Annotated in this window: 14 protein-coding genes and 2 tRNA genes; 7 read left to right on the top strand and 9 right to left on the bottom strand. The window is 61.7% G+C overall.

Annotation, left to right across the window (positions count from 1 at the left end):
- Position 1: 1 nt before the first annotated feature.
- Positions 2–529 carry a winged helix DNA-binding protein gene (locus PSEST_RS07530; protein ID WP_015276401.1) on the bottom strand — a complete coding sequence of 176 codons (528 nt, stop codon included), beginning with the start codon at positions 527–529 and terminating at the stop codon, positions 2–4.
- 179 nt (positions 530–708) lie between these two features.
- Between PSEST_RS07530 and PSEST_RS07525 the strand changes: the two genes are divergently transcribed.
- The 4 genes from PSEST_RS07525 (at position 709) to PSEST_RS07510 (ending at position 4,411) form a co-directional block, all read left to right on the top strand.
- Positions 709–1,458 carry a 5-oxoprolinase subunit PxpA gene (locus tag PSEST_RS07525; protein WP_015276400.1) on the top strand — a complete coding sequence of 250 codons (750 nt, stop codon included), beginning with the start codon at positions 709–711 and terminating at the stop codon, positions 1,456–1,458.
- Complete coding sequence (pxpB, locus tag PSEST_RS07520) at positions 1,455–2,162, top strand: 5-oxoprolinase subunit PxpB (protein ID WP_015276399.1); 708 nt, start codon at positions 1,455–1,457, stop codon at positions 2,160–2,162. The genes PSEST_RS07525 and pxpB overlap by 4 nt, the downstream gene beginning before the upstream one ends.
- Entirely contained in the window at positions 2,159–3,070 is a 912-nt protein-coding gene (locus PSEST_RS07515) for a biotin-dependent carboxyltransferase family protein (protein ID WP_015276398.1), read from the top strand. Before pxpB ends, PSEST_RS07515 begins: the two co-directional genes overlap by 4 nt.
- 120 nt (positions 3,071–3,190) lie before the next feature.
- Positions 3,191–4,411 (top strand): NRAMP family divalent metal transporter, encoded by a 1,221-nt coding sequence (locus PSEST_RS07510; protein ID WP_015276397.1) that lies wholly within the window; start codon positions 3,191–3,193, stop codon positions 4,409–4,411.
- 42 nt (positions 4,412–4,453) lie between these two features.
- Here the strand turns inward: PSEST_RS07510 and PSEST_RS07505 are convergent, their stop codons facing one another.
- The gene (locus PSEST_RS07505) at positions 4,454–4,996 is read right to left on the bottom strand and encodes a YaeQ family protein (protein WP_015276396.1); all 543 of its coding nucleotides are present in this window, start codon (positions 4,994–4,996) and stop codon (positions 4,454–4,456) included.
- A 204-nt stretch (positions 4,997–5,200) separates the two neighbouring features.
- On the opposite strand from PSEST_RS07505, the gene PSEST_RS07500 reads away from it, so the two are divergent.
- On the top strand, positions 5,201–5,419 hold the full coding sequence (locus PSEST_RS07500; protein ID WP_015276395.1) for a bacterioferritin-associated ferredoxin: 219 nt from the start codon (positions 5,201–5,203) through the stop codon (positions 5,417–5,419).
- Between the two features lie 191 nt (positions 5,420–5,610).
- Positions 5,611–6,081 carry a bacterioferritin gene (gene bfr / locus PSEST_RS07495; protein WP_015276394.1) on the top strand — a complete coding sequence of 157 codons (471 nt, stop codon included), beginning with the start codon at positions 5,611–5,613 and terminating at the stop codon, positions 6,079–6,081.
- A gap of 71 nt (positions 6,082–6,152) precedes the next feature.
- On the opposite strand, the gene PSEST_RS07490 is transcribed toward bfr, so the two are convergent.
- From PSEST_RS07490 to PSEST_RS07480, 3 genes are all read right to left on the bottom strand, one after another.
- Positions 6,153–6,896 (bottom strand): FKBP-type peptidyl-prolyl cis-trans isomerase, encoded by a 744-nt coding sequence (locus PSEST_RS07490; RefSeq protein WP_015276393.1) that lies wholly within the window; start codon positions 6,894–6,896, stop codon positions 6,153–6,155.
- A 257-nt stretch (positions 6,897–7,153) separates the two neighbouring features.
- A tRNA-Asp gene (locus PSEST_RS07485) sits at positions 7,154–7,230 on the bottom strand.
- Between the two features lie 13 nt (positions 7,231–7,243).
- Positions 7,244–7,319, bottom strand: a tRNA-Val gene (locus PSEST_RS07480).
- Positions 7,320–7,533: 214 nt separating this feature from the next.
- Here PSEST_RS07480 and rdgC point away from each other — a divergent pair.
- Positions 7,534–8,454: a recombination-associated protein RdgC gene (rdgC, locus tag PSEST_RS07475; RefSeq protein WP_015276392.1), complete on the top strand. Its 921-nt coding sequence runs from the start codon at positions 7,534–7,536 to the stop codon at positions 8,452–8,454.
- A 43-nt stretch (positions 8,455–8,497) separates the two neighbouring features.
- Here rdgC and PSEST_RS07470 read toward each other — a convergent pair whose 3' ends face one another.
- From PSEST_RS07470 to PSEST_RS07455, 4 genes are all read right to left on the bottom strand, one after another.
- On the bottom strand, positions 8,498–9,910 hold the full coding sequence (locus PSEST_RS07470; protein ID WP_015276391.1) for an MFS transporter: 1,413 nt from the start codon (positions 9,908–9,910) through the stop codon (positions 8,498–8,500).
- Positions 9,907–10,233 carry an AzlD domain-containing protein gene (locus PSEST_RS07465; RefSeq protein WP_015276390.1) on the bottom strand — a complete coding sequence of 109 codons (327 nt, stop codon included), beginning with the start codon at positions 10,231–10,233 and terminating at the stop codon, positions 9,907–9,909. The genes PSEST_RS07470 and PSEST_RS07465 overlap by 4 nt, the downstream gene beginning before the upstream one ends.
- Positions 10,230–10,946 (bottom strand): AzlC family ABC transporter permease, encoded by a 717-nt coding sequence (locus PSEST_RS07460; RefSeq protein WP_015276389.1) that lies wholly within the window; start codon positions 10,944–10,946, stop codon positions 10,230–10,232. Before PSEST_RS07460 ends, PSEST_RS07465 begins: the two co-directional genes overlap by 4 nt.
- A 157-nt stretch (positions 10,947–11,103) precedes the next feature.
- Positions 11,104–11,664 carry a GNAT family N-acetyltransferase gene (locus PSEST_RS07455; RefSeq protein WP_015276388.1) on the bottom strand — a complete coding sequence of 187 codons (561 nt, stop codon included), beginning with the start codon at positions 11,662–11,664 and terminating at the stop codon, positions 11,104–11,106.
- Between the last annotated feature and the right edge of the window lie 201 nt (positions 11,665–11,865).

Here is an 11,865-nt window from a genome sequence, read left to right as displayed (position 1 = left end):
TTTACAGGGAGGTGGCGGCGCGTGCCGCCTGGTCGTACAGGCCCGACATGGCGCGCAGCATGCCGGCCAGGCGGTGGATTTCATCGGGATCGATGTTGAGGTTCTCGAACGAGGCGATCAGGCATTCACGGCGGATATCGGCGTATTCCTGACAGAGCGCGCGGCCCTTTTCGGTGGTGCGATAGAACATTTCCTTGCCCTGCTTGGCACCTTCCACCAGGCCCAGCTTGCTCAGCTTCTTCAGCGCATAGGTCACGGTGTGCGTGTCTTCCACATTGAGCAGCAGGCAGATGTCCGCCTGTCGCTTGGCGCGGCCGCGGCTGGTGAGGTTGTGCAGCACCATGACATCCAGCGCGTTCATTTCCACCGTACCGCAGGCCTGCATGCAGCGCTCCATCCAGCGCATCAGCGCGGCGCTGGCGACGATGATGCCGTACTCGAGCTCGGACAGCTCCTGGGACTGCTCGGCGAGATGCGCCGAAGCGACGATCGAGGATCGCAACGGGCGGGAGCTTTTGGCGTCAACCATTCTGAATTCCTGATTGAAGAAGCGGCGGTCGATCGTATCGAGGTGGCCGGAAAGGATACAGCAATGCCAGCGAGGCTAATACTTTCGACAAAGAACACCAAAAACATATTGATAATTTATCATCGTTTTATCATTGTCTAACCGCCGGGATCGACCAACCACCCCTCGAGGACAAGAAAATGGGTCGCTTACTACTCAACTGCGACATCGGCGAAAGCTTCGGCGCCTGGACCATGGGCCTGGATGCCGAGGTGATGCCCTTCATCGACTGCGCCAACATTGCCTGTGGCTTCCACGCCTCCGACCCGCAGATCATGCGTCGCACCGTCGCACTGGCACGGCAGCATGATGTGCTTATCGGTGCGCACCCGGCCTATCCGGATCTGGTCGGCTTCGGCCGCCGTTCCATGGCCTGCAGCCCGGCCGAAGTGGAGAACATGCTGCTCTACCAGATTGGCGCACTCGACGGCCTCTGCCGCGCCGAAGGCACGCAGGTCCGCTACGTCAAACCTCACGGTGCGCTGTACAACGACATGATGCGCCAGCCGGAACTGCTGCGAGCCGTGATGAGCGCCATCAAGGCCTACGCCCCCAGCCTGCCGCTGATGCTGATGTCCACCCGCGACAACAACGCGAGCCAGGCGCTGGCGGCGGAAATCGGCATCACCCTGTGGTTCGAAGTATTTGCCGACCGCGCCTACGACGCCGCTGGCATGCTGGTCTCACGCAACCTGCCGGGTGCCGTGCATCACGACGCCGAAACGGTGGCCGATCAGGCCCTGCGCCTGGCCAAGGGTGAAGCGTTGACGGCCAGCGATGGCAGTGCGCTGATCCTGCAGGCCGATACCCTCTGCGTGCACGGCGACAACGCCGGCTCCATCGCCGCCGTGCAGCGCATTCGTCAGGCACTGCAGGCGCTTCCCGTATGACGCCGCGGATCGAAGTGGTCGGTATCGATAGCCTGCTGCTGCGCCTGTTCGACCAGATCGACGAAGACAATATGCCGTGGATGCTGGCCGCCACCCAGCGTGTGCGCGATGCGTTGGGCGGTGCACTAATAGATCTGGTGCCCTCCTACACCACCCTGCTGGTGCATTACGACCTGAGGCAACTGGACGATCATCAGGCCCGCCAGTACTTGCGGCAGGCCCTCGATGGGCTGGAACCGGCCGCGGCGGCGAGCGCCCGTCAGCACGACATTCCGGTGTGGTACGACCCGAGCATCGGCCCGGAACTGCAAGCGCTGGGCGAGCGCAGCGGCCTCGGTGTCGCGGGGGTCATCGAGCGACACAGTGCGCACATCTATCAGGTCTTCGCCCTCGGCTTCGCCCCCGGCTTCGCCTTTCTCGGGCTGGTCGACGAGCGCCTCGCCAGCCCACGTCTGGCGACGCCGCGCAAGCAGGTGCCGGCCGGCAGCCTGGGCATCGCCGATCGGCAGACCGCCATCTATCCGCTGGTATCACCAGGTGGCTGGAACCTGATAGGTCGCAGCCCGGTTCGCCTGTTCGACCGCGAACTGGACGGCTTCAGCCTCTGGCAACCCGGCGACCGCGTGCGCTTCGTGCCCATCGAGCGGGCCGAGTTCATCCGTCTCGGCGGCGACGACAGCCCATTCCAGGAGACCGCCGCATGAGCCTGCTGATCGAACAGGCCGGGGCCCTGGCCACTCTGCAGGACGCCGGCCGCAGCGGCGTCCGCCAACTCGGCGTGACCCAGGGCGGTGCCGTGGACTGGCTATCCCACGGCTGGGCCAACTGGCTGCTGGGCAATCCGCAGCAGGCCTCCACGGTGGAGATCACCCTGGGCAATTTCAGCCTGCGCGCTCAGGCCGACACCTGCCTCGCACTCTGCGGTGCCGATCTCGGCGCGACGCTCGATGGCGAGCCCCTCATGCCCGGACGCGCCTTCAGCATCCGGCAGGGTCAGACACTGATCTTCAGTCAACCGCGCCAGGGTGTTCGCGCCTATCTCGCCGCACCCGGCGGTTTCAGCGCACCAGAGGTGCTGGGCAGCTCTGCCACCGTACGCCGGGAGCAGCTCGGCGGGCTGAACGGAGACGGCCAGCCGCTGGCCAAGGGCGACCTTCTGCACTGGCGCGGCCACGCCACGACGATGCGTACCCTGCCCGAGCTGCCGCTGGTGCCGCCACCCGGCATCGGGCTATCGGTCGTACTGGGGGCGCAGATCGGCGACTTCACCGGGCAGAGCCTGTTCGATGCGTTCAACAGCGACTGGACGGTCGACCAGCGCGCCGACCGGATGGGTGTTCGCCTGCTGGGCCCGCCCCTGCGCTGCGCACGCTCGAGCATGATCTCCGAAGGCGTGCCGCTGGGCGCGATCCAGGTTCCGGCGGACGGTCAGCCGATCGTCCTGCTCAATGACCGACAGACCATCGGCGGTTACCCGCGCCTTGGCGCCCTTACGCCACAGGCAGTCGCCCAGCTGGCGCAGTGCCTGCCCGGCACTACGCTCAGGCTCAAGCCCATTGCGCTGGAAGCTGCACAGCGTCAACACAAAGCGCTGCTCGGTCAGTGGCAATAGCTAGCGAAGGAGCCGACGGACACGACTGCAAGCTCCGCAGCCGCACAACAAGAACAGCTCAGCCGGGCACGCCCGGACGCATTCCTACCTGCCCTAACGCCAAGAAAAAGAAGGTACTCAATGCAATCCACACAAGCCGAACGCGGCACACCCGCACAGCGTAACGTCCTTCGCGGCGCCATCTTCATCATGGCGACATCGTCCATCGGTCCGGCATTTCTGACCCAGACGTCGCTGTTTACCGAGAAGTATCTGGCGAGTTTCGCCTTCGCGATCCTGATCTCATTGCTCATCGACATCGGTGCCCAGCTCAATATCTGGCGCGTGATCACCGTCGCCAATCTGCGCGGGCAGGACGTCGCCAATCGAGTAATACCCGGCGTCGGCCACCTGATTTCGGCCCTCATCGTGCTCGGCGGTATTGCCTTCAATATCGGCAACATCGGCGGTGCCGGGTTGGCGATGAACGTGATCTTCGGCATCCCGCCGCTGATCGGTTCGCTGATCGCCGCCGTGCTGATCATCGGCATCTTCCTGCTACGCAACGCCAAGGGCGTGATGGATTCGGTGATGCAGGTGCTTGGGCTGGTGATGCTGTGCATGATCGGCTACGCCATGCTGCAGTCGAACCCGCCACTGCTGGAGGCCATGAGCCGCAGCTTCAACCCCGACGACCCGCTGATCCTGCTGTTGCCGATCGTGACACTGGTCGGCGGAACGGTCGGCGGATACATCTCGTTCTCCGGAGGCCATCGCCTGGTCGAGGCTGGTATTACGGGCATCGAGAACGTCAAGCTGGTGTCTCGCGCCGCAGTGATCGGCATCGCCACCACCGGAGTCGTGCGCATCTGCCTGTTCCTCGCGGCGCTCGGTGTCGTCAGCCAAGGGCTGAGTCTCGATCCGAGCAATCCCGCTGCATCGGTGTTTTCCCACTCGATGGGCACCATCGGCTACAAGATTTTTGGCGTAGTGCTGCTGGCTGCCTCGGTGTCATCGGTGATCGGCGCCGCTTACACCAGTGTGACCTTCATGTACTCGCTGCATGACAGCATCCAGCGCCACAACCAGCGGATGGTCATCGCCTTTATCGCCTGCTCGACGCTGATCTACAGCCTGGTCGGCCAGCCCGTGAAGGTTCTGGTGGTGGCCGGCACGCTGAATGCCCTGGTACTGCCGCTGGCGCTGGGTTGCATACTGCTCGCCTCGCGCAAAGCGAGCATCGTCGGCGACGCCTACCGTCACCCCACCTGGATGCTGGTGTTCGGCATATTGGCCATGCTGGCCACGGCGGTTGGGGTGGTAATGTCGTTCAATGCGTTCGTGCAGTTCTGGCAGTCTTGATCGAGAAATCGTAGCGCCCTGCGGGGCTGATCGGCGAGCGCCTCAGCCGCGTTCGCCGATCAACCATTCCAGGGGTATCTCATGCTGGCCGCGCTCATCGGTGATGAACATCGACCCTTCGCTGATCATTACGCTCCAGCTGATCGACCGCGGCAGATCACGCGAGACTGACTCCAGCGCCTCCTGCCCCACCGCTACGACGTTGATCTTCTTCAGGCTGCGGACACTATCGAGCACCTTGGTCTGCCAAACGCGCAGGTTGCCATAGGCCACGAGACTGAAGCGCTCGGCACGGCGCGAGCACCAGGTGATCCGCTCAGCGTCCGGCTGGCCCACTTCGATCCAGTGCAGCACGCGGTCGTCCAGACTCTTTTCCCACAACGCTGGCTCATCAACATCCGAAAGCCCGCGGCCAAATGCCAACTGCTCGCCGTACCAAAGGATATAAGCGATCAGCCTCGCCACCATCCGCTCTTCGGTTTCCGACGGATGACGAGCCACGGTGAAACGCAGATCCTGATAAACATGACGATCGAGATCGGTAAGATTTATTTCAACTTTGTAAGGCGTGGCTTGCAGCGCCATGAGTAGGCTCCAGTTTCTGAAAGGGGCGCAGTTTACCGCAACGACAGTGCACCCGGCCGGGCTGCGCTGATGCTCAATTAGCGGCCCATCAACTAAACCCTGAAAAAACGCAATCTTTTGTAGATCGCCGACAGCCGGGCTTTGACAATTATTCTCATTCTGATTAGCATCCCAGCCATCAACGAAATGAACGGGTAGTGCTTTATGTACGTCTGTCTTTGCCAGGGTGTCACCGACGGCCAGATTCGCGATGCTATCTATGAAGGCTGCTGCAGCTATCGTGCGGTGCGCGAAGCGACCGGCGTCGCAACCCAGTGCGGCAAGTGTGCCTGCGTGGCCAAACAGGTCGTTCGCGAGACGCTGAGCAATGTACAGAATGCCCAGACAGCCCTCGCCTACCCTGCGAGTTTCGTTCAGGCTTGACAGACTGAAGCCGTACAGCCGGGCCATGCCCGGCTTTTTTTTGCCTGCAAATCAGCCGCTTGCCGGCCTGGATGCGGAACGCAACCATTCTCGCTAGGTTTTAGCTTTTGCATTCAAGGACTTAGGTTTGACAGGTCACCTTACCGTGGCCAGACTGGTTCTACTTCCACCGCTCCAGGCAGGCTAACTACATGAAAGGCGACAAGCTGGTCATTCAGCACCTCAACAAGATCCTCGGCAACGAGCTGGTAGCCATCAACCAGTACTTCCTGCACGCGCGCATGTATGAGGACTGGGGTCTCGGCAAGCTCGGCAAGCATGAGTACGAAGAATCCATCGACGAGATGAAGCATGCGGACAAGCTGATCAAGCGCATCCTCTTCCTCGAAGGCCTGCCGAACCTGCAGGATCTTGGCAAGCTGCAGATCGGAGAGAACACGCGCGAGATGCTCGAATGCGACCTCCGCCTGGAGCAAGGTGGCGTCCAGGACCTGAAGGTTGCCATTGCCTATTGCGAGAGCGTCGGCGACTACGGCAGCCGGGAACTGCTGGAAGACATCCTCGAGGCCGAAGAAGAGCACATCGACTGGCTGGAAACCCAGCTGAGCCTGATCGACAAGGTTGGAATGGAAAACTACCTGCAGTCGCAGATGGACGACTAATCCGCTCGAGCACTAACAAAAACGCCCCGATCAAATCGGGGCGTTTTTGTTTCGGGCAATGCAGCGCTCGCTTATTGCTGTTCTGCCGCTTCGGCAGGCTGCTCGGCTGACGACTGCTCGTCACCCTTGATATCCAGCAGCTCGAGATCGAACACCAGCACCGAATTGGCCGGGATCAGCGGGCTCGGGCTCTGCTCGCCATAAGCCAGCTCGCTCGGGATGTAGAGCTTGAACTTCTCGCCGACGTGCATCAGCTGCAGGCCCTCGACCCAACCCGGAATAACGCCGCCAACCGGCAGGTCGATCGGGCTGCCGCGCTTGATGGAACTGTCGAAGACGGTGCCGTCGGTCAGGCTGCCCTCGTAATGCACGGTCACCACGTCGTTCTCGGTCGGCTGACGACCTTCGGCGGACTTGACGACCTCGTACTGCAGGCCCGACTCGGTGGTCTTCACGCCGTCACGCTTGGCGTTGTCTTCAAGGAACTTCTTGCCAGCCTCGACCGCCTTGGCATTCATCTCGGTCATGCGCTCTTCGGCTCGCGTCTGCAGGAAGGTGAACGCTTCCATCAGCTGCTCATCAGTGAGCTTCTGCTCTTTATTGCCGATGGCGTCTTCGATGCCCTGCGCCACAGCCTGGGAATCGAGATCGTCCATACCCTCCTGCGCGAGGCTCTTGCCCATGTTCAGGCCGATGCCGTAGGACGCCTTCTGCGCCGGAGTGTCGAGTTTGACACTGGTCTGCGAGTCGCAGCCGGCCAATACCAGGCCAACCAGCGCAACCGCAGGTGCCAAACGGTGGTGTCTCAGTTTCATGCTGTTTCCTTAAGCGCTGTGAGCATTTCAAAAAATCAGTGCCCGAGCTTAGCAGCGCATCCAGGCACTGGCTACCGCGCCTCCGGGCAAGCACGGTAAAGAGATGGCAAAGAAAGGAAGCGCGTAGCATTTCTGCTGAAGGGAAGCCGGAGCGGACCGGTTACATCGGCCTATAAAAAAATGGGCAAAAAAAAACGGCCTTTAATGGCCGTTTTTTCTGTTGCTCCAGGGCGTTCAGTGGACCCATGAAGCGAATATGGCGCAGCGGACGGGACTCGAACCCGCGACCCCCGGCGTGACAGGCCGGTATTCTAACCGACTGAACTACCGCTGCGCTAAACCTCGAGTGGTGGGTGATGACGGGATCGAACCGCCGACCCTCTGCTTGTAAGGCAGATGCTCTCCCAGCTGAGCTAATCACCCGTTTGCTCTCGAAGTGGGGCGCATTCTAGAGAGGGTTCCTGACCTTGGCAACCCCCTTTCGAAAAAAAAATTGCAGAAGTTCCAAAGACTTAGGAAATCCCTCTTTAAAGCGGCGTTTTTTCCTGCCCGCAGCCCGTTCACTTCATCAAGGGTTGGCCTTAAGTAGCCAGGCGGGAATAATGCCCCCCTTTGCTTTCCGGAGATTTACCTCGCCATGTGGTTTCGTAACCTGCTCGTTTACCGTCTCACCCAAAATGTCGCTCTGGATGCCGAGACACTCGAAGCCGCACTGGCCGCAAAATCCGCCCGTCCCTGCGCCAGCCAGGAACTGAGCACCTATGGCTTCGTCGCACCTTTCGGCAAGGGTGAAGACGCACCGTTGGTACATGTCAGCCAGGGTTTCCTGCTGATCGCCACGCGCAAGGAAGAACGCATCCTTCCTGGCAGCGTGGTCAAGGACGCAGTAAAGGAGAAGATCGACGAGATCGAAGCGGAGCAGATGCGCAAGGTCTACAAGAAGGAACGCGATCAGATCAAGGACGAGATCATCCAGGCCTTCCTGCCGCGCGCCTTTATTCGCAAGTCCGGTACCTTCGCCGCGATCGACGCCGAGCGCGGGCTGATTCTGGTGAATTCGGCCAGTGCGAAGAAAGCCGAAGACCTGCTCTCCACCCTGCGCGAAGCCATCGGCTCTCTGCCGGTGCGCCCGCTGACGGTGAAAATCGCCCCAAGCGCCACCCTCACCGACTGGGTGAAGACGCAGAAGTCTGCGGCCGACTTCTTCGTGCTCGACGAATGCGAGCTGCGTGACACCCACGAAGATGGCGGCGTGGTGCGCTGCAAGCGCCAGGATCTGACCAGCGATGAGATCCAGCAGCATATGGAAGCCGGCAAGCAGGTCACCCAGCTGTCCCTGGCCTGGCAGGACAAGCTCTCGTTCGTACTGGACGACAAGCTGATCATCAAGCGCCTGCGCTTCGAGGAACTGCTGCAGGACCAGGCCGAACAGGATGGCGGTGACGATGCTCTCGCTCAGCAGGACGCCAGCTTCCTGCTGATGATGATGACCTTCCGCGAGTTTCTGCCGGCGCTGTTCGAAGCGTTCGGCGGCGAGGAGACCCCGCAAGGCGTCTGATGCCATTCGGGGCGCTATTCAGCGCCCCGACCTCTCCCCCTCATCAACGCAACCTCAGCTGCGCCAGCAGCACCCCGCCCAGCCGCTCCCCCAGCGACCAAAGCAGAAACCGCTCGATGAACTCCGGCACATCGATGAACAGCGCGCCACATACCAGCACACTGAGTAGCGAGACCACGAGGAAAAGCTGCGGAATCGTCAGGTTCAGCAACACCAGCAGCACGATCGCGATGATGGCTGACATGACCATGAACAGGGCATTGAGGATGTTGTTCGCCGCGACCACCCGCGAGCGCTCATGAACCACGCTGCGCGACTGGATCAGCGCATACAGCGGCACGATATACAGCCCCCCGAAAATGCCCAACCCCAGAATGTCCGCCAGTACCCACCAGTTCGAGGGTTCGCCGAGCAATGCCAGCCAGCTGATGGTTGCCGCGGTAGTCATATGGTCCCCCGCATGCCACCACAACAGGACTCCACAGAGGCTAAGGCCGATCGCCCCGAAGGGCACCAGCCCTATCTCCACATGGTGCCGCGACAGCCGTTCGCACAACAGTGAACCCAGCGCGATGCCCACCGAGAACAGCGTAAGGATCAGCGTCACCACACTTTCATCGCCCCCCAGGTGGTCCTTGGCAAAGGCCGGAATCTGCGTCAGATAGGTCGCACCGAGAAACCAGAACCAGGAGTTGCCGAGCATTGCCCGCGACACGGCCCGCTGCTGACCGAACCCGAGCCGCAGGATTCGCCATGACTGACGCAGCACGTGCCAATCCATATGTAGGGTCGGCAGGGCGGCCGTTCCGCCAGGAATAGCGAGGCTTGCCAGATACCCGGCCAGCGCGATCAGCACCACGCTGACCGCCACCAGTTCGGCGTAGGCTTCGTTCGCCATCAGCACGCCGGCGCCGATGGTGCCGCCGAGAATCGCCAGAAAGGTGCCCATTTCCACTAGCGCGTTGCCACCGACCAGCTCATCTTCGGCAAGCTGCTGCGGCAGGATCGAATACTTGACCGGCCCAAACAGTGCCGATTGCGTGCCCATGCAGAACAGCACCACCAGCAGCAACGGCAGGTTGCCGAGCAACATGCCGAGCGCACCGGCCAGCATTATCAGGATCTCGGCGAACTTGATCCGACGAATCAGCCAGGCCTTCTCGAAACGCTCGCCGAATTGCCCTCCCAATGCGGAGAACAGGAAGAACGGCAGAATGAACAACAACGCGCAGAGGTTGATCAGCAAACTCGTATCCGCGGCCGTGCCGAGCTTGAACAGAATCGCCAGGATCAATGCCTGCTTGAACACGTTGTCATTGAATGCGCCGAGCAGCTGCGTGCAGAAAAACGGCAAGAAACGCCGCTTGCCCAGCAGGCGGAATTGCGAATGCCTGGCGACCGGCCCGTCAGTCGATGACGATCGCGGCGAACCGGTACCGCGAGAGATCCGGCTCATATCGGCAACTGCCCGAGCGCCCAGCGCAGCAGGAAGAAACTGAGCAGCCCGCCGGCGATCGTCGCCAGCAGGTTGCGGGTGAGCGCGGCGATGGCGATAGCCAGCAGGCCGGCCAGCAGATAGGCGTTGTCCCAGTGCAGCGCCCAAGCCCCCTCCGGCATCAGCATGCCCGGCACCACGATGGCCGTGAGTACTGCCACCGGCACGTAATGCAGCCCCTGTTCGATGGCCCGGGGGAAACGCAGGTCGGGCCAGGCGAAGAAGCTGTAGCGAGTCACGAAGGTGATCGCCAGCATGCCAAAGATAAGCAACCAGGTACTCATAGCGCTCCCTCCAGGCGAGCGGCGGCTTCGGCACGGCGCTCCAGCCAGACGCCGACGACGATACCGGCCATCGCGGCGGCAAGCAGCCCGAGCTTGTATGGCAAGTCCCAGGTCAGCAATGCGACGGCGCCTGCCACCAGTGCGGAGGCGACCTGCGGGCGAGTGCGCATCATCGGCACGGCAATGCCGATAAAAGTGGCGATCATGGCAAAGTCCAGCCCCCAGCTGGCAAGATCCGGAACGGCCCGACCAAAGGCGACTCCAGCCAGGGTTGCCAGCTGCCAACTGATGTACATGGTCAGCGCGGCACCGAGGAAGAACCAGTGCTTGTAGGGCGAACCATCATCACGGGCGTAGCGGTTCTGTACCACGGCGAAAGCCTCGTCGGTCAGCCAGAAGGCCAACGGTACTCGCCAGCGCCCGGGCAAATGACGAACGAACGGCTGCAGCGCAGCGCTATACAAGGCATGACGCAGGTTCACGACAAAGGTCGTCAGCAACACCACCGCGGCCCCTACCCCGCCCGTGATCAGCGTGACGGCGATGAACTGCGCGGAGCCGGCGAACACCAGCGATGACATGCCCATGGTCTGCCACCCGGACAACCCGGCCGCGACCGCCAGCGTGCCGAAGATCACCCCGAAGGGGATCGCACCGAGGATCAACGGCAGAATGTCACGGCAACCGTGGGCAAACTCTTGCGAGCGGGACATCGAAACTCCTTGTAAGCGTCATCGCGACGACCGGACCAGCCTCACCAACATACGGCCTGGCAGCATCGGTGATGAATCGAGCGGGCTGCGCGACAAAGCACCGCACGATAACCGAAGTGGTTGTATCAGGCGATGCGTAGCGCAGCTTCGGCGACAGTCACTCGGCAGCGAGGCATTGTCTGACTTGCGGCCAGTCCCGGTCGGTGATGCTGTACAGCACGGTATCGTCGAGTCGACCGTCCGCCAGCCTCCGGTGGTTGCGCAATACACCCTCGCGCTGCGCACCGAGCTTCTCGATCGCCCGCTGCGAGCGCAGGTTGCTGGCGGCAGTTTTAAGTTGCAGCCGCACCAGCTGCCATTCCTCGAACGCGTGGCGCAGCAACAGGAACTTGATCGAGGCATTGAGGCCGGTGCCATGTTCTGCCTGATCCAGCCAGGTCCAGCCGAGTTCGGCGGCAGGCAGGCTACTGACGAAATCGGCGAAGCGGGTAGTACCGATCAACCGCTCTGCCATTCGAATGCTGAACACTACCGCGTGACCGTCTCGCTGCTCCGCCAGTGCATGGCGATACCAGTCCGGACGCAGCGGCCCGTTCATGAAGGTCAGCTCGGCACGGTTTCGTTCCGCCAGGGCCACCAGCTCCGGAATGTCCGCCTCCATCAGCGGCGCCAGGCGCAGCGCTCCGCGCTGCAGGGTTACCGGATGCGGGCTGAACATGACATTCTCCTGTTAGGAAAGACGGGTGAATGCCGAGACAGTAACCCATGGCGAAGGCGACAGACCATTGCACAGACGACCGGCGTCGCTGCTGCAGCCCCGTGCTAGACACATGCGACCTTGGTCGCAACCCAGCACACGGGGCGCAGCAATGCTGCGAAACTTCGCGGATTGAGCCTATAAATGGGCCGTCAGGGCTGA

Source organism: Stutzerimonas stutzeri RCH2 (assembly GCF_000327065.1).
GTDB classification, from domain to species: Bacteria; Pseudomonadota; Gammaproteobacteria; order Pseudomonadales; family Pseudomonadaceae; genus Stutzerimonas; species Stutzerimonas stutzeri_AE.
This window is presented reverse-complemented; position numbering and strand designations above follow the sequence as displayed.

Excerpts from the sequence above, each read along its gene's own strand:
- PSEST_RS07470 (WP_015276391.1), bottom strand. The coding sequence starts at position 9,910 with ATGAGCCGGATCTCTCGCGGTACCGGTTCGCCGCGATCGTCATCGACT.
- PSEST_RS07455 (WP_015276388.1), bottom strand. The coding sequence starts at position 11,664 with ATGTTCAGCCCGCATCCGGTAACCCTGCAGCGCGGAGCGCTGCGCCTG.
- PSEST_RS07525 (WP_015276400.1), top strand. The coding sequence starts at position 709 with ATGGGTCGCTTACTACTCAACTGCGACATCGGCGAAAGCTTCGGCGCC.
- PSEST_RS07500 (WP_015276395.1), top strand. The coding sequence starts at position 5,201 with ATGTACGTCTGTCTTTGCCAGGGTGTCACCGACGGCCAGATTCGCGAT.
- PSEST_RS07490 (WP_015276393.1), bottom strand. The coding sequence starts at position 6,896 with ATGAAACTGAGACACCACCGTTTGGCACCTGCGGTTGCGCTGGTTGGC.
- PSEST_RS07465 (WP_015276390.1), bottom strand. The coding sequence starts at position 10,233 with ATGAGTACCTGGTTGCTTATCTTTGGCATGCTGGCGATCACCTTCGTG.
- PSEST_RS07515 (WP_015276398.1), top strand. The coding sequence starts at position 2,159 with ATGAGCCTGCTGATCGAACAGGCCGGGGCCCTGGCCACTCTGCAGGAC.
- PSEST_RS07510 (WP_015276397.1), top strand. The coding sequence starts at position 3,191 with ATGCAATCCACACAAGCCGAACGCGGCACACCCGCACAGCGTAACGTC.
- PSEST_RS07505 (WP_015276396.1), bottom strand. The coding sequence starts at position 4,996 with ATGGCGCTGCAAGCCACGCCTTACAAAGTTGAAATAAATCTTACCGAT.
- PSEST_RS07530 (WP_015276401.1), bottom strand. The coding sequence starts at position 529 with ATGGTTGACGCCAAAAGCTCCCGCCCGTTGCGATCCTCGATCGTCGCT.
- bfr (WP_015276394.1), top strand. The coding sequence starts at position 5,611 with ATGAAAGGCGACAAGCTGGTCATTCAGCACCTCAACAAGATCCTCGGC.
- PSEST_RS07460 (WP_015276389.1), bottom strand. The coding sequence starts at position 10,946 with ATGTCCCGCTCGCAAGAGTTTGCCCACGGTTGCCGTGACATTCTGCCG.
- rdgC (WP_015276392.1), top strand. The coding sequence starts at position 7,534 with ATGTGGTTTCGTAACCTGCTCGTTTACCGTCTCACCCAAAATGTCGCT.
- pxpB (WP_015276399.1), top strand. The coding sequence starts at position 1,455 with ATGACGCCGCGGATCGAAGTGGTCGGTATCGATAGCCTGCTGCTGCGC.